Raw genomic sequence first — 19,838 nt, forward strand, 5'->3', positions numbered from 1 at the left:
CCCCGCATGAACTTGCGCCCTCGACGCGCACACCACCCATCCCCTTGCTAAGCTCGTTGTTTTGGCCGGCAAGGCGGACCGCACGCGCATGCAGCAACCGGACGAAAAGCAGCCTGCCGATCGTGCCTCCCCTGCGGAGGACATGGCCGGAGGCGGCTTGCCGCCGGCCTGGCGCCGCCTGTTCAAGCCGGTCGCCCCGCCCGTCACCGAAACCCAGGTGCTGGGCTTCTTCCTGGAAGTCATGCCCGAGGACGGCGCCGCCTGGGCCCATCTGGACGTCGCGCCGGTGGCGCTGGGCGTGGCCGAGGCCGGCCGCTACGTGCGCCCGGTCCCGCTGGACAGCCGCCACCTCGCCCAGGCGCCGCTGCAACCGCACGAACAGCATCTGGCCGCCGCCCTGCTCGGCCTGCCGCAGAGCGTGCGCAAGGGCCGCACCTACGTGCGCCTGGCTGGCCACATCGGCGACGCCCTGCTGGCCCAGATGCTCGATACCGCGCCGTGCTTCCTCGGCGGCCTGGCCGGCTTGCGCCTCTCGCGTGGCAAGGCGCATCCGCTCAACTGGCACTGGCAGCTGGAACAGGACGGCAGCCAGCGCCTGCTGCCCACGCTCGGGCATAACCAGCGCCTGCTGCGGCTCGATTGCCTGTGGTACCTGGACGCCGAACGCGCCACGCTGGGCCTGCTCGAGGCGGACAAGCGCGAAAGCCACTGGCTGGACCTGCCGCCGCTCAAGCACGAAGCCGGCCGGCCGCTGCTCAGAGCCCTGAAGAACAGCCCGCTCGGCCACCGCCTGCCTGCGCCCCAGGTGTTCGACGAACTGCGCCGCGCGGAGCTGGCTCCCAAACCGGTGCTGACCCTGCACGCGCTGACCCGCCATGCGCGCCTCGCCGCCGGCACGCCGCCGCTGGCCTACGCACGGCTGGCGTTCGATTACGCCGGCGAGCGCCTGCCCGGCCGGGGCGGTGAGCCGCTGGTGCGCCGCGTGCGCAATGGCCACCTGGTCGAGATCACGCGCCGGCGTGCCGAAGAACTCTCGGCGATGGAGCAGCTCGAACGCGCCGGCCTCACGCCGGGCGTGGACACCGAAGGCCTGCCCTGGGACCTGGCCGACACGCTGCCCGAGGACGCCTGGCTGTTCCCGGGCAAGGGCTACGCCGGCGCATTGGAAGTGAACACGCCTGCGCGCTGGCTGGCGCTGCGCGGCAAGCTCGAGGCCGAAGGTTTCCAGCTCGACTACGCGCCGAGCTTCCCGTTCGAGGTGCTCGAAGGCCCGGTGCGCTGGTACGGCAACGCCACCGAGGATGCCGACGACCACGCCTTCGACCTGGAGATCGGCATCGAGGTCGAGGGCAAGCGGCACAACCTGCTGCCCGCGGTAGCACAGGCGCTGGCCGAGCACCAGTTGAACCTGAGCCCCGCGCCGAACGAGCCGGAAGATGCGGTCTGGTATGCGCCGGTAGACGAGCGCCGCCGCGTACCGGTGCGCCTGAAGGAACTGCGCGGCCTGCTCGCGCCGCTGGCCGAATACCTCGAACGGCCGAAGAAGAAGCTGCACCTGCCGCGCGTGCAGGCCGGCCGCCTGGAGGAGCTGGTCGAGGCGCTCCCCAGCGGTGGCGAACTGCGCGCACCGGACGCCTTGCGCGGCTTCACCGCGCGCCTGCGCGATGCCGCGGAGCGCGCGAGCGACGCCATTCCCGAGGGCCTGACCGTCGAGCTGCGGCCGTACCAGCGCGAAGGCCTGCGCTGGTTGAACGCGCTGGCCGAAGCTGGCGTCGGCGGCGTGCTAGCCGACGACATGGGCCTGGGAAAGACCCTGCAGCTGATCACCCACCTGCTTGCGCTCAAGCAACACGGCGCGCTGGCGCAACCGGCGCTGGTGGTGGTCCCGACCAGCCTGATCCCGAACTGGCAATCGGAGATCGCGCGCTTCGCGCCCGGCCTCACGGTGCTCGCCCTGCACGGTCCGCAGCGCAGCGGCGATTTCTCGCAACTGGGCGCGCAGGACATCGTATTGACCAGCTACGCGCTGCTGCCGCGCGACGTGGTCACCCTGCGCAAGCAGCCGTTCGCGCTGATCGTTCTGGACGAGGCGCAACAGGTGAAGAACCCGCGCACGCAGGCGCGCCGTGCCGTGCTCAGCCTGCGCGCGCCGCGCTGCATCTGCCTGACCGGCACGCCGCTGGAAAACCACCTGGGCGAGCTGTGGTCGCAGATCGACCTGGCGGTGCCCGGCCTGCTCGGCGACGAGGGCGCGTTCCGGCGCCACTACCGCGTGCCGATCGAGAAGCAGCACGACGAGGCGTGCCAGGCACGCCTCAACCGTCGCCTCGCCCCGTTCATCCTTCGCCGCACCAAGGCGCAGGTGGCGTCGGAGCTGCCGCCCAAGACCGAGATCACCCGCCGCGTCGTGCTCGACGGCCGCCAGCGCGAGCTGTACGAAAGCCTGCGCCTGACCCTGGCCGAGGAGCTGCGCGAGGTGATCGCCCAGCGCGGCATCGCGCACTCGGGCATCGTCGTGCTCGACGCGCTGCTCAAGCTGCGCCAGGTGTGCTGCGATCCCCGCCTGGTCAAGCTCGAGGCCGCGCGGGGGGTGCGCGAGTCGGCCAAGTTCGAGTTGCTGATGGACATGCTGCCCGCGCTGCTCGCCGAAGGCCGCAAGGTGCTGCTGTTCTCGCAGTTCACCGAAATGCTCAAGCTGATCGCCGCCGAACTGGACCGCCGACGCATCCGCTACGTCATGCTCACCGGCGAGACGCGCGACCGCGCCGAGCCCGTGCAGCGCTTCCAGGACGGCGACGTGCCGCTGTTCCTGCTCTCGCTCAAGGCCGGCGGCGTGGGTCTGAACCTCACCGCCGCCGACACGGTGATCCACTACGATCCGTGGTGGAACCCGGCCGCCGAGGCGCAGGCCTCCGACCGCGCGCACCGCATCGGCCAGGACAAGCCGGTGTTCGTGTTCCGGCTGATCACCGCCGACACTGTCGAGGAACGCATCGAGGAGTTGAAGGCGCGCAAGGCCGAACTGGCCGAAGCCGTGCTCGAAGGTGGCGGCGCGCGCGAGAAGCTCAGCTTCGACCAGGACGATCTGGACGCGCTGCTCGCGCCGGGTTGAGCGCGCGGCCCCGCAAGGTGGCTTCAGCGTACCGCTCTCCATGGGCAATGCCGGGCTGAAACCCACCTGCGATGGAACCCCGGGGACGCCGCGCGAGCCGGCTCAATCGCGCGCGGCGACTTCGTCGATGTGGTACAGCAGATCGGCCGGGTCCTCGTACACGCGGAAGGCGCCCGCACGCTCCAGCTCCTCCTGGCCGTAGCCGCCGCAGAGCAGGCCCACGCCCAGGGCGCGGCAGCGTTGCGCGGCGAGCATGTCCCAGATGCTGTCGCCCAGTACCAGCGCATGCTGGATATCCACGCCCAGCCGGTCGGCGGCGGCCAGGAACAGGTCCGGATCGGGCTTGGCGTGGCGTACGTCGTCGCGCGTGATCACCGGCACCCTGGACGGGTCGACACCCAGCGCCTCCAGGTTGTGTGCGGCCGTCTGCATGCGGCCGCTGGTGGCGATCGCCCATGGCAGGCCGGCCTCGGTGAGCCAGCCCAGCAGCTCGCGCGCGCCGGGCAAGGGCCGCACGCTGCCGGCCTCGGCGCGGCGCGTGAACGCTTCGGCGTGCCAGCGCCGTAGCCGCGCCACGCGATCCTCGGTGATCTCGATGCCGGTCTCGCGCAGCAGGATGCGTGTGAACAGCCCGCCGCTCATGCCGATCTTGCGATGGATGCGCCACACCGCCAGCTCGATCCCCTCGCGGTCGAGCGCCTCCTTCCACGCCAGCACGTGCTGGTAGACGCTGTCGACCAGCGTGCCGTCGAGGTCGAACAGGAACGCTGTGCGCGGGCGGGTCACGGGCTCTCCCGGAAAGCAGGCGTTGCATCCAGCAGCCCGATCTTCTGCAGGCCCGCACGCAAGGCGGCGCGCTGCGCGTCGCCCGGCCAGCCGACGACCGTGTCCACTACGCGCCCCTGGCGCAGGAAGTAGAACGTCGGTGTCGCGAAACGGGAAACGAAAGGCAGCCCGGCATCCTCGTGCAGGACGGCCAGCGGTTGCGCGGGATGTGCGCGGTTCCATGACACGAGCGCGTCGAAGGCGACGATGTCGTGGGCCGGCGCCACCCATTGCGCGTGTTTGCTGAACAGCTCGCGCAACAAGGGATCGGCACCAATGCTGCGTGCGGCGGCTTCGGAGAAATGGCAGCCGGTGGATCCGAGCACCACCACCTGGGCATCGGCATCCAGGTGGAATGGCTGGCGCCACAGGTCGCGCCCACCGCGTGCGATCCAGAGACTCGCCGAATCGGACGCGATGTTCGCGTCGTGCAAGGTCGGCGGCGGTTGGCGATCCAGGATCGGATGGGCGGCGAGCAGGGCACGCGCTTGATCGGGGCGATGAGCGGCCAGCAATGCATCGTAGAGCGCATCGACGTGTGGACGATCGAGCCGGCGTCGCCGTTCGAGCTCGGCGACATCGCGTTGCATGTCGAGCAGGTAGCGCGTCTGAATGGGATCGATGCGGGCCAGGCGACCGGCCGCGCGCAACAGCAACTCCACGTCTCGGTCGCCGAGCGTGCGCAACCTGGCCTGCGCCGGCGCAAACGCGCGAGCGTAGACCGCCACGGCGGCTTTGCCAGACACCTCCGGCGAGGCGCCGACCAGCTCGTCGTAGGCCGCATTGAGCGTCGTTACGCGCGCATCGGCCGGGCGTAGGCGGGTGCGCGTGGCCAGCCCGGCGGCGTAGTGCTCCGCGCCGAACAACCGCAACACGTTCCACGCGTGCTCCCGCGTCAGGTCGTACGTGAGGTCGTCGAAGCTGAAGCCGCCGAGCCCGCGCGGGCCGAACACCAGGCCGGCAAGGAAGCGCCGCTGGCCCGCCGGGCTGAAGGCGCTGAGCGGCGAGGCGGCCGGCGGCGTGTCATGCCGATACGCGTCGAGCTCGGCACGCGAGGCGATCGGCTTGTCCGGCCAGCGCAGCGGCGGAGCGAGCGTGACGGCGGTCGCTGGCGGCAACGGCTGCGCCGCCCAGGCGAGTGGCGTCCACGCCCATGCGCAAGCCAGCGCGAAACCGAAGAAAGACTGTCGGGTCATCGCCATCCTCCCTGGGGTTGCGTGGAGGATAACCGCGCGGTGCTCAGGCGATGTCTACGGCCTCGGCAGCAGCGGCCGGCCGGCTTCCATCACCGCCAGTGCGGCGGCGCCGAGCAGGCCCGGTTCCGGATGCAGTACGGCGATCGTGGGCACCTGACGCATGGTGTCGCTGAAGCGGCCCTTGGCCTCGAAACGCTGGCGGAAGCCGCCGCGCTGCAGCCACGGCAACAGGATCGGCAGCAGGCCGCCGGTGAGGTAGACGCCGTCCCAGCCGCCCAGGGTCAGCACCAGGTCGCCGGCGACCGAGCCGAAGATGCCGGCCAGCGTTTCCACCGTGCGCACGCACAGCGGGTCGGTACCGGCGCCGGCGTGCGCGGTGATGTCTTCCGGGGTGTAGGCCTGAGCGCGCTCGCCGGCGATGTCGGCCAGTGCGCCGTACAGGTTCACCAAGCCGTTGCCGCAGATCAACCGCTCGTTGGACACGCGGCCGAAGCGTTCGTTGAGCCGGTGCAGGATCTCGATGTCTTCACGGCTGTGCGCGGCAAAACCGGCGTGGCCGCCTTCGCTTTCCAGCACGCTGCAATGGCCGTCGCGGCGCAGCAGGCCGCCGACGCCCAGGCCGGTGCCCGGGCCCATCACCACGAAGGTCTGGTGGTCGCAGCGGTCCAGCCGCGGCAGCGGCAGGTCGCCGACGGCCTTGAGGTGTGCCGGCTGCAGCAGCGGCACGGCCATGCTCTGCGCGGCGAAGTCATTGACCAGCCGCACCGATTCCATGGCGAGATCGGCCTGCAGCGCATGCGCGGCGACCGCCCAGGGGTTGTTGGTGATCTGCACCGTTTCGCCGTCGGCGATGCGACCGGCCGCCGCGATGATCGCGCGCGGTGCGGTCAGGCCGGTGTCTGCGAAGTACTGGCGGATGGTGTCGGCCAGCGTGGCGAAGTCGCGCACGCGGTAGCGGCGCACGCTGTCGGCCACCAGCGGCTGGTCGGCGCCGACGTCGGCGAGCGCGAAGCGCACGTTGGTACCGCCGAGGTCGGCAAGCAGGGTCGGGGGTCGGGTGTCGAAGCTCATCGGGTCGTTCTGTGGGCGCAGCGTCGCGGGCGCGGCGGCAATCGGGGGAAGGTATCGGAAACCGGCCTGACTGGCTACTTGCGGGGGCCCGCTCCGGTTGCGACACTCGAAGAAGTGTGATGCAAGGGGAATCATGCATGGTCTGCATGGAAGCAGTGACCCGGCACTACCGGGTCGGCGATCAGACGATCGCCGCATTGGATGGCGTGAGCTTCACGGTGCCGCGGGGCCAGTTCACGGCCATCGTCGGACCGTCCGGGTCGGGCAAGTCGACCCTGCTGAACATGCTCGGTTGCCTGGACCGGCCCGATGGCGGGCGTTACCTGCTCGAGGGCGTGGACGTCTCCACCTTCGATGACGAGCGCGCCAGCGATTTCCGCAACCGGCGCATCGGTTTCGTATTCCAGTCCTTTCACCTTCTCCCGCGGCTCTCGGTGCTGGAGAACGCGATGCTGCCGGCGCGCTTCCTGCGCGGGTCCGACGAAGGTCTGGCCGGGCGTGCGCGCGATCTGCTCGAACGCATGGGCCTGCATCGGCACCTGGAGCATCGCCCGGGCCAGCTTTCCGGCGGGCAGATGCAGCGCGTGGCGATCGCCCGCGCGCTGCTGATGAAGCCCGCGCTGCTGCTCGCCGACGAGCCCACCGGCAACCTCGATTCGAAGAGCGCTGCCGACGTGCTCTCGCTGCTGGACGAAGTGCATGCGCAGGGACAGACCGTGGTGATGGTCACCCACGACGCCGACGTCGCCGCGCGCGCCCAGCGCCAGGTCGGCATCCGCGACGGGAGGGTCGAGTTTGATTCGGCCGCGTAAGTACCTGTGCGCCGCGCTGCTGGCCTGGCCGGGACTCGCCGCGGCCACCGTGTTCAGCGGCGAGGTGCAGATGGCCAACGCGCAGGGAATCTACACGCCGCCGTCGATGAGCTCGCCGGTGGTGCTGCGCTATTACGTGCCCGACGGCGCACACGTGGGCAAGGGCGACGTGCTGCTGCGCATCGATGCCGGCCCGGCGGAGGCCGAGCTGCGCAAGCTCAAGGCGCAGCTGGTCCAGACCGAGGCGAAGAACGCCAAGGAGATCGCCGAGCTCGAACTCAAGCACTCCGACGCCGAGCTGGCGCTGGCCGACGCACAGGCCGAGCGCGATACCGCGGCGCTGGACGCAGCCGTTCCGAAGAGCCTGATCTCCGCGCTCAACTACGACCGCTACCAGAGCGAGATGGAGCGTACCGGTCGCGCGCTCGCGCTCAAGCGCGAGGCGGCCACGCAGGCGGCCGATGCGGTCGCGCGCCGGCGCCACGACAGTGAGCTGGAGCTTGAAAAGCAACGTCTCTCGCTCAGCTTCTACCAGGACCAGGTGACCCAGGCGGAAGTGCGCGCCACGCGCGCGGGCACGGTCATCCATGGCTTCGACAACGTGTTCGGCAATGGCGGGCGCTTCGAGGAGGGTTCGTCTTCCTACCCGGGCAACAAGGTCGGCGAGGTGGTGGGGCAGGGCGACGATTTCACGGTGACCGCCTGGGTGCTGGAGCCCGACCGCGATGGGCTCAAGGTCGGCCAGGCCGTCCACCTGGCGATCGATGCCTTGCCGGGCAGCCACGCGCAGGGGCGCATCCAGGCGATCGCCGGCGCCTCGATCGAACGCAAGGAGTGGGGTGATGGGCGCTACTTCGAGGTCGCCATTGCGTTCGACCAGGGCACCCACCTTGCGCTGCGCCCGGGCATGAGCGTGCGCGTCGACACCGACGCGGAAGCCGCCGACACCAGGCCGGCCGCGGCGGCACACGCGCCGCTGAGCATCGCCGGCGAACTCTTCGCGCAGAGCAGCCTGGCCATCTCGCCGCCCGCGGTCGACGGCCTGTGGCAGCTCACCGTGACACAGATGGCCGACGATGGCGCGAAGGTGAAGAAGGGCGAGCCGCTGGTGGTGTTCGACGGCAGTGAGGTGACCAAGAACCTCACCGCCAAGCGCAGCGAACTGGCCGAGAAGCAGCGCAAGCAGGAGCAGCTCAAGCTCGACCTGGCCGACCGCACGCGCGAGGCGGAACTGGCCACCGCGCAGGCCCGCGCCGATGCCGAAAAGGCGCGCCGCAAGGCGAGCGTGCCGAAGGACTACGTGGCCGGCATCGAATACCGCAAGCTGGTCGTCGCACGCGCCAGGGCCGAGCGGAAGCTGCGCCTGACCGTCGAGCGCGAGCGCATCGCGGAACGGGCGCGTGCCGCCGAACAACGCCTGGCCGATGCGGAGGTGGCGCAGCTCAGCGAGGAGGTGGCGGAACTCAAGGCCTCGCTCGGGGCGCTGACGGTCCATGCGCCACGCGACGGCATCCTGCTGCACGAAGCGAAGTGGAACGGCGAGAAGATCGACAACGGCTCGCAGATCTGGCGCGGCCAGTCGGTCGGGGAGATGCCGGACCTGTCGACGCTGGCCGTGCGCGCGTCGCTGCCCGAGCGCGAGCTCGCGCGCGTGCGCGTGGGCCAGGGCGTGCAGGTGCGCGTCGCCGGTGGCGGCCGGCAGCGGCTGGACGGCACGGTGACGTCGATCGGCAACAACGTGCACAGCAAGTCGCGGGTCGAGCCCATCCCGGTGGTCGACGTGCTGATCCAGCTGCAAGGCGGCCAGCGTGCGGGTCTCAAGCCGGGGCAATCGGTACAGGTGGCGATCGCGCCAGCCGGGGAGGGCGCCTGATGCGCCGCGTGCATGCGCTCTTGCCGGCCCTGCTGGCGCTGGCCGCCTGCGGCAACGCGCCGAAAGCGGACTACACCGTGCTCGAACAGGCCCATGCCGGCCCGCTCGAATTCAGCGTGCAGGCCGAGGGCGAACTGCGCGCAGTCACCGCCACGCCGCTGCTGGTGCCGGGCCAGCAATGGACGCCACGGCAGCTGGCGTGGATGCTGCCCGACGGCAGCCACGTCACCAGGGGCGAAGTGGTGGCGCGCTTCTCCGCCACGCAGAGCGTGCAGGACCTGGCGCAGGCGCGCATCGACCTGGAACGCAACCTGCTCGCCCGGGCCGGCAAGCAGGACGACCTGGACGGCAAGCGCGGGCAGCTGGACGTGGACCTGATCCAGGTGGACGGGCAGCTGGCCATCGCGCAGCGCTATGCGCACGCCACGATGGCGGCGATTGCACGCAACGACATCCTCGACGCGGTGCAGGATGCGGCGTACCTGGGCGTGCGACGGCAGATCCTCCAGTGGCGCGAGCAGCAGTCCAGCGCCCGCGGCAGGGCCGAGCTTGCCGTGCTCGACGCTCAGCACGACACCTACGCCACGGTGGCCAGGCAGAAGAAGGACGACCTGGACGCGCTGGAGCTGCACGCGCCGCACGATGGCGTGCTGGTGCTCGAACGCAACTGGTCGGACGAGCTGCCGCACGTGGGCAGCAGCATGTGGGCAGGCTTCAGCTTCGCCAGCCTGCCGGATCTGGACGCCCTCGAAGTGCAGCTTGCCGTGCCGCAGATCGAGGCCCAGGGCATTGCCGTCGGCCAGGCGGTCGAACTGCATCCGTGGGGGCGTCCGCAGCAGGACGTGACGGCGAAGCTGAGCTGGATCGCGGCCGCTGCGCAGCCGCGCGATCGCGAGAATCCGGTCAAGTACCTGCTGATGAAGGCGCGCGTGCCGGCCGATGCCGCGCGACGCTACGGCTGGACGCCGGGCCAGCGCTTCGTCGGCAAGATACTGCTGCTGCGAACTGCGCGCGGCATGAGCGTGCCCAACCTCGCCCTGGGTGGCGACGATGGCGCGGCGGTGCGCGTACTGAGCGAGGGGAACGAAGTGCTACGCAAACTCAAGCTTGGTGCGCGTGGCGCCACGCGCACGCAGGTGCTCGATGGCCTGCACGAAGGCGACCGCATCCTGCTGGATGCAGGCAGCCACGGAACCGGCGCATGACGGCCGGCCCCTGGCGCGAGGCGATCGAGGAGCTTTCGCGGCGCAAGCTGCGCACCCTGCTCACGCTGCTGGGCATGATCTTCGGTGTCGGGGCGATTGTCGCGATGCAGGGCGTCGGCGCCGGCAGCCGGCGCGAGGCGCTCAAGCTGGTCGAGAGCCTGGGTTTGCACAACCTGATCGTCGAGGCGCACAGCGCCGACGGCGATGCCCTGAAGGAAGCCCGCGCGCGCAGCCTGGGCCTGACCGAGGCCGACGCGCGCGCGGCGCTGTCAGTGGTGCCGAGCGCCGAGCGCTACGCGGCGGAGAAGCGCATCAAGACCTGGGCGGTCTTCAGCGACGCGGGGGCGAGCCAGGCGCAGGTGAGCGGCATCAGCCCCGGCTACTTCGAACTCGCCTCGCTGCGCATGGCGCAAGGGCGCCCGCTCGGTGCGGAGGACGACGCCCGCCTGGCCGCGGTGGCGGTACTCGGCGCGCAGGCGGCGCACGAGCTGTTCCCCGACGGCAGGCCGGTCGGCCGGCTGGTCAAGGTCAACCAGGTGTGGCTGCGTGTGGTGGGCGTGCTGGCCGATCGCGACCTGGACAAGGACCGTTTCGAGGGCGTGGCGCTGGGCGCCGACAGCAACCGCATCTTCGTGCCGCTGGCCAGCGCCCGTGCACGCTTCCGCTTCCAGCCGATGGAGGACGAGATCGACCGCTTCCTGCTGCGCGTGGCCGAGCCGGACCGGCTGGGCGACGGCGCGCGCGTGCTTGGCCAGGTGCTCGACCAGCGCCACGCCGGCGTGGACGACTACCAGCTGGTGGTGCCGCAGCAGCTGTATCGGCAGAACCAGCAGACCCAGCGCATCTTCTCCATCGTGATGGGTTCGATCGCGGGCGTCAGCCTGCTGGTCGGCGGCATCGGCATCATGAACATCATGCTCGCCAACGTGCTCGAGCGACGCCGGGAGATCGGTCTGCTGCGCGCGATCGGCGCGCGCCGGCACGACATCGTGGTGCGCTTCCTGCGCGAGGCGGTGGTGATCTGCACGGCGGGGGCGTTGATCGGGCTGCTGTTCGGCGCGGCACTGGCGTACGCGATCGCGCTGTTCGCCGGCTGGCAGGTGGCATGGGAGCCGGTCGGGATCCTTGCGTCGGTGGTGGCCTGCCTGGCAATCGGCCTGGTGTTCAGTTTCTACCCGGCGCGGCAGGCGGCGGCGCTCGATCCGATCGCGGCGATACGCGACGCCTGAGGTGGGCGGAGCAGAGCCGTCGTCCTTTCCCGCTTGCGGGGAAAGGCAAGGGTTTGGAGCTTCGGCCATGCCCCCGCGTTCGCGGCGGACGGACACGCGCGGAGCCTTCCCGGCAAGGGAGTTCAGGCCTCCGGCGTACAATGGCGCCTTTCGCACCACCGCAGGATCGCCATGAACTTCCCCGCCATCCGCATGCGCCGCATGCGCCGTGACGCCTTCTCCCGCGCGCTGATGCGGGAGCACAGCTTGCTGCCGAGTGACCTCATCATGGTGGCGTTCGTGATCGAGGGCGAAGGCCAGCGCGAGAGCGTGCCTTCGATGCCCGGCGTGGCGCGGCTTTCCATCGACGAGCTGCTGAAGCTGGCCGGCGAGTGCGTGCGCCTGGGCATTCCCGCGCTGGCGCTGTTCCCTTCGCCGGACCCGTCGGTCAAGAGCGAGGATGCCGCCGAGGCGTGGAATCCGGACAACCTGATGCACCGGGCCACCCGCGCGCTGAAGGCGAAGTACCCGGAGCTGGGCCTGATCGGCGACGTGGCGCTCGATCCCTACACCACCCACGGCCAGGACGGCCTGATCGACGCGCACGGCTACGTCATGAACGAGCCCACCGTCGAGGCGCTGGTGAAGATGTCGCTGGCGCAGGCCGACGCCGGCATGGACTTCGTCGCGCCCTCGGACATGATGGACGGCCGCATCGGCACCATCCGCGACGCGCTGGAAGCGGCCGGCCATATCCACACCCGCATCCTCGCCTATTCGGCCAAGTACGCCTCCAGCTTCTATGGCCCGTTCCGTGATGCCGTCGGCTCGGCGGCAAACCTGGGCAAGGGCAACAAGCACACATACCAGATGGACGTGGCCAATTCGGACGAGGCGTTGCGCGAGGTGGAGCTCGACCTGGCCGAAGGCGCCGACGCGGTGATGGTCAAGCCGGGCATGCCGTACCTCGACGTGCTGCGTCGCGTGAAGGACGCCTTTGGCGCACCGACGTTCGTCTACCAGGTGTCCGGCGAGTACGCGATGCTCAAGGCGGCCGCGCAGAACGGCTGGCTGGACGAGAGGGCGATCGTGCTCGAGTCGCTGACCGCATTCAAGCGCGCCGGTGCCGATGCGATCCTCACCTACTACGCGATCGACGCCGCGCGCTGGCTGCGCGGCGAATGACGTCCAGGTCGGCGCGCACCCCTGTGCGCGACTGCCGGTAGTGTGCAGTTGCAGGGTCGCGCCAAGGGTGCGCTCCTGCAGCCAAGGATCACGAGCATGGATGCATCCGACCCGAACACCCACGACCTGGCCGCGCTGCAGGGCATCTGGCAGCAGGTCGCTTTCGAGGAAAACGGTGATCCTGCCGCCATCGACCGCACCGGCGCACCGGACGCGTTGACCACCATCGACGGCCACCATTTCGCGGTGCGCACGCCGCAGGGCGAACTCCTGCTGGAAGGCCGCTTCACGCTGGATGCCTCGGTCACGCCCAAGGCGATCACCTGGATCGACGCGGTAGGCCCGGACACCAGCAAGCCGTTGCCGGCCAGCTATCGGCTGCAAGGCGACCGCTTCGTGTTCATCGCCGCCGACGCCGGCGCACCGCGGCCAACGACCTTTCGCACCGTGCCGGGCCTGACCATGCGCACCTTCGTGCGGCACGTTCCCGCCTGAGGAGGCAGGAAGCCAGGACCACCTGGGTCGACCCGATCACCGGCAAAGCGGCCGGCCGGGAACGTTCCTGCGGCGTGCGTGGGCGACGGTGCCTCTAAGGGTTGGCCCGCCCTGATCGGGCCTTCCCCGGGGCACGGCTGGCCGTTGCATCGCGCGGTTGCGGCACCAGGCGGATCTCGTACACCCGCGGCCAGCGCTTGCCGGTGACGAACAGCCGATCGTGCGCCGCGTCGTAGGCGATGCCGTTGAGTACGTCGTTGACAGGGTCCACGAGTTTCCCGGGTGCGGGAACCAGCCCGGCCAGGTCGATCCATCCGACCACCCGGCCGGTCGCCGGATCGATGCGCGCGATGCGGTCGGTCAGCCACACGTTGGCGTAAAGCTCGCCCTTGACCCACTCCAGCTCGTTGAGGTTCGCCAGCGGCTTGCCCTCGGCGGTGACGTCGATCTGGCCGACCTGCTGCAGGGTGTCCGGATCGAGGATGCGGATGGTCGGCGTGCCGTCGCTCATCAGCAGGTGCGTGCCATCGGTGGTCAGGCTCCAGCCTTCGCCGGGGTAGCCGAATTTCGCGCGCGGGGCCAGCGTGGCCAGGTCGTACAGGAAGCCCTCGTGGTCCTGCCAGGTCAGCTGGATCAGCCGGTCCTTCCACGCCACGATGCCCTCGCCGTAGTCCGGCCACGGCGTAGGCGTCTGCTGCAGCACCTTGCCGCTGGCCAGTTCCACCTTGCGCACCGAGGACGCGCCGACGGTGCCCGTGGCCTCGTAGAGATAGCCGTCCCGATAGAACAGGCCTTCGGTGTAGGCGGAGGGGTCGTGCGGGAAGGCATGCACGACCGCGTAGCCCTGGACCGGGATGGGCGACGCCATGGCCAGGGACGGCAACAGCAGCAGGGCGATGGCGAGCGTGGCGGATTTCATGGCGCCCATGATCCCACGGCCGCGGGCCTGCCATCGTCGCGGGTGCGCCGTGGAATAATCGGGCATCCCCAACAAGGCGTCGCGCGCGTGGAAAGCCATCACTACCTCCAAACCGCGCTGGTGTTCCTGCTGGCCACCGTGATCGCCGTCCCGCTGACCAAGCGATTCCGGCTGGGCTCGGTGCTGGGCTACCTGCTGGCCGGCGTGATCATCGGGCCGCAGTTGCTGGGGCTGGTCGCCGACACCGCAGGCGTGGCGACCATCTCCGAGTTCGGCGTGGTGCTGATGCTGTTCGTGATCGGCCTGGAGCTCTCGCCGCAGCGCCTGTGGGTGATGCGCCGCGCCGTGTTCGGCACCGGCCTGATGCAGGTGCTGGCCTGCGGCATCGCGATCGGCGCGATCGGTTTTGCCTGGTTCGGGCTGACCGTGCCGGCGGCGGTGATCGTCGGCGGCAGCCTGGCGCTGTCGTCCACCGCGTTCGGCCTGCAGATCCTGGCCGAGCGCAAGGAAGCGGGCTGGGCCTATGGGCGCCAGGCGTTCGCGATCCTGCTGTTCCAGGATCTGGCGGCGATCCCGCTGATCGCGGCGGTACCCCTGCTGGCCAGTTCCGGCGGGCAAGGCGTGGACCTGGCCAGCGTGCTGCGCACGGTGGGCGCGATCGTGGCGGTGGTGGTCGGTGGGCGCTATCTGTTGCGGCCGGTGTTCCGCTTCGTGGCCAAGGCCGATGCGGTGGAAGTGTCGACCGCGACTGCACTGCTGGTGGTGATGGGCACGGCCTGGCTGATGGAGCGGGTGGGTCTGTCCTCCACGCTGGGCGCGTTCCTGGCCGGCGTGCTGCTGGCGGATTCGGAATACCGGCACGAACTCGAGTCCCACCTGGAGCCGTTCAAGGGCCTGCTGCTGGGGCTGTTCTTCATCAGCGTGGGCATGTCGATGGACCTCTCGCTGCTGCTCAGCGAACCGCTGCGCGTGCTCGCGCTGGTCGTCGGGTTGCTGCTGGTCAAGGGCGCGCTGCTTTGGCCGCTCGGGCGCCTGGTCGGCGCGCTCGACCGCGGCGAGTCGCTGCGCCTGGCGGTGTTGCTGGCCAGCGGCGGCGAGTTCGCCTTCGTGGTGCTCAACCTGGCCGCCGGCCAGCGCATCCTCGACGGCACGTTGCACAGCCGCCTGGTGCTGGCGATCACGCTGTCGATGGCGCTCACGCCGTTGCTGGTCGCACTCACCGGGCGGCTGCTCGGCGCACGGCCGAAGAAGGCGGTGCGCGAGTACGACACGATCGAGACCGAAACACCGAAGGTGATCATCGCCGGCTACGGGCGCATGGGGCAGATCGTCGCGCGCGTGCTGCGCGCCCAGGGAATCCGCTTTGTGGCGCTGGACCATTCGGTCGAGCAGATCGATCTGGTGCAGCGCTTCGGCGGCTGGAACGACATCTTCTACGGCGACCCGGCGCGGCCCGAACTGCTGCGCGCGGCGCAGGCGAACAAGGCCGAGGTGTTCGTGCTGGCCAGCGACGATCCCGAATCGAGCCTGCGCGTGGCGCGGCTGGTGCGCCGGCAGTATCCGCACCTGAAGGTCGTGGCGCGTGCGCGCAACCGCCAGCACGTATGGCGGCTGATGGACCTGGGCATAGACGATCCGGTGCGCGAGACGCTCTGCTCCAGCCTGCAGATGACGCAGATGACGCTGGAGGCGCTGGGCATGCCGACCGACGTGGCCGCCGCGCGCGTGGAGCGCTTCCGCCAGCAGGATGCCGAGCTCCTCAAGCGGCAGTACCTGGTCTACGACGACGACGCGCGCATCGTGCAGACAACACGTGAGGCGCTGACGGACCTGGAGCAGTTGTTCGAGGCGGATGCGGAGCGGGAGCGGCCGGCACCTTCCTCGCCGTCTGCTTGAGCCTTCTGCTCGTTGTCCTCGGCGAGGCTGGGGAAGAGCACCTTGTGTTGCGCTATCGGTGAGGTCCCCGCGAGCCCGGCCCCTCACCCCAACCCTCTCCCCGGCGGGGAGAGGGGGCTGTTTCGCTCGATAGTGACAACGCTCGTCCCGCCCGCCGCTGGAACCCTCTCCCCGCCGGGGAGAAGGCTCCAACCTGATGCGCGCGTGGATTATTCCGCTGGCTGTGCCGGCTGGCGCAGCATCTGCCGCACGCTGGGCACGGCGTTGCTGCGCGCGGCCAGTTCGTGGGCGATGTCGATCAGGCCCAGGTGGCGAGCAACGTCGGCCGGCGTGCGGCCGAAGGCATCGTTGGCCTGGCGGTCGGCACCGCGGGCGAGCAGCACGCGGGCGGCCGGCAGCAGCGCGTGCATGGCGCAGGCGTGCAGCGCGCTGACGCCGCGCTGGTCGGCGTGTTCGAGCTGTGCGCCGGCGTCGAGCAACACCGGCAGCAGCGCAGCCAGGTGGGTAGCGTCGCAGGCCGTGCCCGGCTTGAACTGTGCGCCGAGCAGGAGCAACAGCGGCGTCTTGCCCTCGCTGTCGGCGCGGTTGACGTCGGCACCGTGCTTGAACAGCACGTCGAACAGGCGCCGAGCGCGCAGGCTGTCGTTGTGTTCGAAGCCGAACTGCGCGGCAGCGTGCAGCGCGGTGCGTCCGCGCATGTCGACGGCGTGGATGTCGGCCCCGCCGGCAAGCAGGTGTTCGACGATCTCGGGATAGCCAAGTGCGGCGGCGACCATCAGCGCGGTGGTCTCGCCCGGCAGCCGCTGGTCCACGGCCACGCCGTGGTCGAGCAGCAGGCCGACCAGCGCATCGCGGCGCGCGCCCACGGCCGCGGCGAGCGGCGTGACGCCCGTACCGGCGGCCAGCGTGGCGTCCGCGCCGGCGTCGAGCAGGCGTTGTGCGATCTCGCGATGGCCAGCGCCGCAGGCGTGCAGCAGTGCGGTGGCGCCCTGCGCGTCCCGCGTGTCGACATCGAAGCCGAGTTCCAGCAGGCGTTCGACGGCGGTCAGCCCGCCCGCGCGGGTGGCCGCCGGCAGATCCGCGGCGGTCAGCGTGCGACGCGGACGCGCCCAGTCGCCCCAGTCCAGCCAGTGCTGGATGGCATCGTGCTCCAGGGCCAGGCCGAGCGGGGTCTCGCCGTTGGCGTCGGTGGCCTCGGCGTCCGCGCCGTGGGCGATCAGCGCGCGCACCAGTCCGAGCCCGCCCTCGCCGTGCTCGATCGCGGCGAACAGCGGCGTGCGCCCGGCGCCGTCGCGCGCGTTGGGATCGCAGCCTCGCGCCAGCAGGGCTTCCAGCAGTGCCCCGTGGCGGTGGATCGTCGCCAGGTGCAGCGGCGTGCGTCCCCGCGCGTCGCAACCGAACGCATCGGCGCCGGCATCGAGCAGCTTGAGCGGCAGGGCCGCGCCCTGGACGCTCTCGCCCGAAGCGCCCAGCGCCTGCGCGAGCAGGCCGGTGCCAGCGGGCGTGGCGCCGGCCTTGAGGAGGTCGTCGACCGCTTCGGTGGACGCGGGCAGTTGCGCCAGCAGCGCATCGAACAGGCGCCGGCCGAGCGCGTGCGACGCCTGGTCGGCGTCTGTGGACGCCGTGGGCAGACGCGCTTCGGCGGGGAGCCCGTGCTCGAGCAGCCAGCGCCGCGCCGGGCCCAGGCCGGGCGCGGACAGGTCCAGGAAGAGCTGCGCAAGCTGCGCCTGCGGCCACTGCCGTGCGCGTTCGGCAAACGTGGCGATCACCGCCCACTGTCCCAGGCGCAGGGCTTCGAGCAATCGCGCCGGGGTGTCGTCCTCTTCCGGCGCGTCGCCACCCAGGCTGGCGGGGAGCGGCGATTCGGGATCGAGCAGGGCGACCAGGTCCCAGCGACCGGCGGCCGCGGCATGGTCCAGTGCGCTGCGGCCATCGCTGCCGGGGCGCTTGGGCTCGGCGCCGAGCGCCAGCAGGGCTCGCACGGTACCGGCCTGCGCGTGGGGCGACTGGCAGGCGAGGGTGAGCGCATCGCGTTCGTGGCTGTCGCGGGCGCGGGCGTCCGCGTGCGCGTCCGCCAGCACCTGCACCAGCTCGCTGGCACCGCAGCGAGCGGCCTCCATCAGCGCGGTGCTGCCATGGCGATCGGCCAGGTTGGGGTCGGCGCCGGCGGCGAGCAGGGCGCGGGCGATCTGCAGGTGACCTTCGGTGGCGGCGGCCATCAAGGCGCTGCGGTGGTGCGCGTCGGTGGCATTGACGTTCGCGCGGTGCTTGAGCAGCAGCTTGACGCCCGCCGGGTCGTCGTCGGCGATGCCGGCGGCGGCGACCAGCGCCGGTTCGCCCTCGGCGGGCGCCGGCTTGGCACCGTGTTCGAGCAGGTATTTGGCGAGTGGCCAGTTGGCCGCATGGCAGGCGGCGGCGAGCGGGCTGACGCCGGCCTTGTTGAGCGCGTTCACCGGTGCGGCGGCATCAAGCAGCATCGCCGCGACGATCGGTTCCTCGCTCAGTGCCGCGCCGTGCAGCGCGGTGTTGCCCTCGCCGTCGGTGGCCAGCGGGCTGGCGCCGTTGGCGAGCAGGGTCATCACCGCTTCGGCGCGGCCATGCCAGCTGTCGCGGGTGGCCGCGAGCAGCGCGGTGAGGCCGCCGCTGGCACGGTTGACGTCGGCGCCCTTGGCGATCAGTGCGCGCAGCAGGCGCGTATCCGGCAGCAGGGCGGCCAGGGTGAGGACCGGGCGCTGGTCGCGCTCGCCCGGCGCAGGTGCCGCGTCCGGGTCGGCGCCTGCTTCGAGCAGGGCGAGCGCGCGCTCGATGTCGCCGTCGCGTGCGGCCGCAAGCAGCGCGGGCCCCTGCTCGGGCGCGCCAGCGGTGCGCTCTTCCTCGCTCAGCGCAACCGGGCGCGGCCCCGGTGGCGCGGGAAAGCCGGACGGCAGCGGTGCATCCTCGGCGCGGCGGCGTGGCCGCGTGCGCTCGCACAGCAGCGCGCGCAGGGTGCGGTTGGCGATGACCAGGCAGCCCAGCGGCAGCACTGCCAGCCCGTAGACCGCCAGCGCCGCGGTGCGCAGTTCCGACGGGAGCACGCCGTACAGGCCGGTCAGTGCAATGGCGCCGTAGGCCAGCACCAGCAGCGCGAAGGCCGCCGGCAGGAAATGGCTGAAGAAGCGCTCCTCGCGCGCCAGGTGGCGACCGAACGCCAGGCTGCGCGCGGTCGCGGTGAAGATCCACGAGCCGTCGCTCTGCGCCGGGTAGGCGTCGTCCCAGACGAACACCAGGCCGAACGCCGGCCACACGCGCCAGAGCGACACCAGCGCCACCACCAGCGCGGCGGCCAGCAGCAGCACGGCGCCCAGCGTCGGCTGCTGGCGCAGTTCGAGCATCGGCCAGGCGATCAGCAGGAACACCAGTGCCACGTAACCGGTGAACATCACCAGATGCGCCGCGCCCCGGCGCAGCACCGTGCGGCCGAAGCGCGGCTCGGGATCGAAGCCGATCGCATGGCATACCGCGGCCATCGTCAGCGCGTTGGCCGCGAGCAGCGGGATGAGCGCCAGCGGGTGCGCGCCGAGTGCGGCGATCGCCACGGCGATCCATCCAGGCAGGAACCAGGCCGCTCCCTTGAGCAGGGGCGGCGGGCGGTGGCGCGATCGGGGCTCGTTCATGGCGCGAGTATAGGAAGCGTGGGCGCCGCAGACGGTAACGCCACGTTAACCCCGGCACCACAAATCACTCGTCGCGATCGTCCGGCATGCTGCGCTGCATCTGGTTGGCCACCGCGAGCGTCTCCTGCGGTGGCAGCTGCAGGTGCCAGCCCTGACTGCGCAGGTGTTCGAGCACGACTTCGGTGTCTTCGTGCGGCAGGCGGCGCTGCTCGTCCAGCTGCACTTCGAGCACGAAGCGCAGGTCGCCGAGCAGCATCGACAGCGACTCCGGGATCGCACCGAATTCGTCGCGCGCGGCGAGCCACACGTAGGTATCGGATTTGCGCTGGCTGGCATAGACGAAACAGTGCATGGGACGACTCCGACGGCGGTGGCGTGGGGCGGGAGA

The 19,838-nt window shown here is 70.9% G+C and carries 14 protein-coding genes; 8 read left to right on the plus strand and 6 right to left on the minus strand.

Translation table 11 applies throughout. The annotated features are described in order from the left end of the window. Positions 1 to 88: 88 nt before the first annotated feature. Positions 89 to 3,112, plus strand: coding sequence for a DEAD/DEAH box helicase (locus ACFWZU_RS05040; protein ID WP_439700334.1), 3,024 nt, complete (start codon positions 89 to 91; stop codon positions 3,110 to 3,112). Positions 3,113 to 3,214: 102 nt separating this feature from the next. On the opposite strand, the gene ACFWZU_RS05045 is transcribed toward ACFWZU_RS05040, so the two are convergent. Genes ACFWZU_RS05045 through glk form a run of 3 tightly spaced genes read right to left on the minus strand, consistent with a single transcriptional unit; the run spans position 3,215 to position 6,204 of the window. Further along, positions 3,215 to 3,898 (minus strand): HAD family hydrolase, encoded by a 684-nt coding sequence (locus tag ACFWZU_RS05045; protein ID WP_439700335.1) that lies wholly within the window; start codon positions 3,896 to 3,898, stop codon positions 3,215 to 3,217. Further along, positions 3,895 to 5,133 carry a hypothetical protein gene (locus ACFWZU_RS05050; RefSeq protein ID WP_439700336.1) on the minus strand — a complete coding sequence of 413 codons (1,239 nt, stop codon included), beginning with the start codon at positions 5,131 to 5,133 and terminating at the stop codon, positions 3,895 to 3,897. The genes ACFWZU_RS05045 and ACFWZU_RS05050 overlap by 4 nt, the downstream gene beginning before the upstream one ends. Before the next feature lie 54 nt (positions 5,134 to 5,187). Continuing rightward, positions 5,188 to 6,204 (minus strand): glucokinase, encoded by a 1,017-nt coding sequence (glk, locus tag ACFWZU_RS05055; protein ID WP_439700337.1) that lies wholly within the window; start codon positions 6,202 to 6,204, stop codon positions 5,188 to 5,190. Positions 6,205 to 6,350: 146 nt separating this feature from the next. Here glk and ACFWZU_RS05060 point away from each other — a divergent pair, with 146 nt between their 5' ends. The 6 genes from ACFWZU_RS05060 to ACFWZU_RS05085 all read left to right on the plus strand — a co-directional run bounded on the left by ACFWZU_RS05060 (position 6,351) and on the right by ACFWZU_RS05085 (position 12,982). Then, positions 6,351 to 7,016 (plus strand): ABC transporter ATP-binding protein, encoded by a 666-nt coding sequence (locus ACFWZU_RS05060; RefSeq protein ID WP_439700338.1) that lies wholly within the window; start codon positions 6,351 to 6,353, stop codon positions 7,014 to 7,016. After that, a complete protein-coding gene (locus tag ACFWZU_RS05065) occupies positions 7,000 to 8,889 on the plus strand; it encodes an HlyD family secretion protein (protein WP_439700339.1) in 1,890 nt (629 codons plus the stop codon). Before ACFWZU_RS05060 ends, ACFWZU_RS05065 begins: the two co-directional genes overlap by 17 nt. After that, entirely contained in the window at positions 8,889 to 10,094 is a 1,206-nt protein-coding gene (locus ACFWZU_RS05070; protein WP_439700340.1) for an efflux RND transporter periplasmic adaptor subunit, read from the plus strand. The genes ACFWZU_RS05065 and ACFWZU_RS05070 overlap by 1 nt, the downstream gene beginning before the upstream one ends. Continuing rightward, positions 10,091 to 11,323: an ABC transporter permease gene (locus ACFWZU_RS05075; RefSeq protein WP_439700341.1), complete on the plus strand. Its 1,233-nt coding sequence runs from the start codon at positions 10,091 to 10,093 to the stop codon at positions 11,321 to 11,323. The genes ACFWZU_RS05070 and ACFWZU_RS05075 overlap by 4 nt, the downstream gene beginning before the upstream one ends. Positions 11,324 to 11,494: 171 nt before the next feature. Then, the gene (gene hemB, locus ACFWZU_RS05080; RefSeq protein ID WP_439700342.1) at positions 11,495 to 12,487 is read left to right on the plus strand and encodes a porphobilinogen synthase; all 993 of its coding nucleotides are present in this window, start codon (positions 11,495 to 11,497) and stop codon (positions 12,485 to 12,487) included. A 96-nt stretch (positions 12,488 to 12,583) separates the two neighbouring features. Further along, a complete protein-coding gene (locus ACFWZU_RS05085) occupies positions 12,584 to 12,982 on the plus strand; it encodes a TIGR03067 domain-containing protein (RefSeq protein ID WP_439700343.1) in 399 nt (132 codons plus the stop codon). A gap of 94 nt (positions 12,983 to 13,076) precedes the next feature. Here ACFWZU_RS05085 and ACFWZU_RS05090 read toward each other — a convergent pair whose 3' ends face one another. Beyond that, the gene (locus ACFWZU_RS05090) at positions 13,077 to 13,901 is read right to left on the minus strand and encodes a glutaminyl-peptide cyclotransferase (protein WP_439700344.1); all 825 of its coding nucleotides are present in this window, start codon (positions 13,899 to 13,901) and stop codon (positions 13,077 to 13,079) included. Between the two features lie 87 nt (positions 13,902 to 13,988). Between ACFWZU_RS05090 and ACFWZU_RS05095 the strand changes: the two genes are divergently transcribed. Beyond that, a complete protein-coding gene (locus ACFWZU_RS05095) occupies positions 13,989 to 15,797 on the plus strand; it encodes a monovalent cation:proton antiporter-2 (CPA2) family protein (protein WP_439700345.1) in 1,809 nt (602 codons plus the stop codon). Between the two features lie 209 nt (positions 15,798 to 16,006). On the opposite strand, the gene ACFWZU_RS05100 is transcribed toward ACFWZU_RS05095, so the two are convergent. Both ACFWZU_RS05100 and ACFWZU_RS05105 read right to left on the minus strand, forming a co-directional pair. Beyond that, entirely contained in the window at positions 16,007 to 19,450 is a 3,444-nt protein-coding gene (locus ACFWZU_RS05100) for an ankyrin repeat domain-containing protein (RefSeq protein WP_439700346.1), read from the minus strand. A 64-nt stretch (positions 19,451 to 19,514) separates the two neighbouring features. Continuing rightward, positions 19,515 to 19,802: a YcgL domain-containing protein gene (locus ACFWZU_RS05105; RefSeq protein ID WP_439700347.1), complete on the minus strand. Its 288-nt coding sequence runs from the start codon at positions 19,800 to 19,802 to the stop codon at positions 19,515 to 19,517. Between the last annotated feature and the right edge of the window lie 36 nt (positions 19,803 to 19,838).

This window comes from Frateuria sp. GZRR33 (assembly GCF_051900425.1).
Classification (GTDB): Bacteria; Pseudomonadota; Gammaproteobacteria; order Xanthomonadales; family Rhodanobacteraceae; genus Frateuria_A.

What these genes read in the sequence shown, in the direction of transcription:
- ACFWZU_RS05040 (WP_439700334.1), top strand. Translation starts at nt 89, where the DNA reads ATGCAGCAACCGGACGAAAAGCAGCCTGCCGATCGTGCCTCCCCTGCG.
- ACFWZU_RS05050 (WP_439700336.1), bottom strand. Translation starts at nt 5,133, where the DNA reads ATGACCCGACAGTCTTTCTTCGGTTTCGCGCTGGCTTGCGCATGGGCG.
- glk (WP_439700337.1), bottom strand. Translation starts at nt 6,204, where the DNA reads ATGAGCTTCGACACCCGACCCCCGACCCTGCTTGCCGACCTCGGCGGT.
- ACFWZU_RS05060 (WP_439700338.1), top strand. Translation starts at nt 6,351, where the DNA reads ATGGAAGCAGTGACCCGGCACTACCGGGTCGGCGATCAGACGATCGCC.
- ACFWZU_RS05070 (WP_439700340.1), top strand. Translation starts at nt 8,889, where the DNA reads ATGCGCCGCGTGCATGCGCTCTTGCCGGCCCTGCTGGCGCTGGCCGCC.
- ACFWZU_RS05075 (WP_439700341.1), top strand. Translation starts at nt 10,091, where the DNA reads ATGACGGCCGGCCCCTGGCGCGAGGCGATCGAGGAGCTTTCGCGGCGC.
- hemB (WP_439700342.1), top strand. Translation starts at nt 11,495, where the DNA reads ATGAACTTCCCCGCCATCCGCATGCGCCGCATGCGCCGTGACGCCTTC.
- ACFWZU_RS05085 (WP_439700343.1), top strand. Translation starts at nt 12,584, where the DNA reads ATGGATGCATCCGACCCGAACACCCACGACCTGGCCGCGCTGCAGGGC.
- ACFWZU_RS05090 (WP_439700344.1), bottom strand. Translation starts at nt 13,901, where the DNA reads ATGAAATCCGCCACGCTCGCCATCGCCCTGCTGCTGTTGCCGTCCCTG.
- ACFWZU_RS05100 (WP_439700346.1), bottom strand. Translation starts at nt 19,450, where the DNA reads ATGAACGAGCCCCGATCGCGCCACCGCCCGCCGCCCCTGCTCAAGGGA.
- ACFWZU_RS05105 (WP_439700347.1), bottom strand. Translation starts at nt 19,802, where the DNA reads ATGCACTGTTTCGTCTATGCCAGCCAGCGCAAATCCGATACCTACGTG.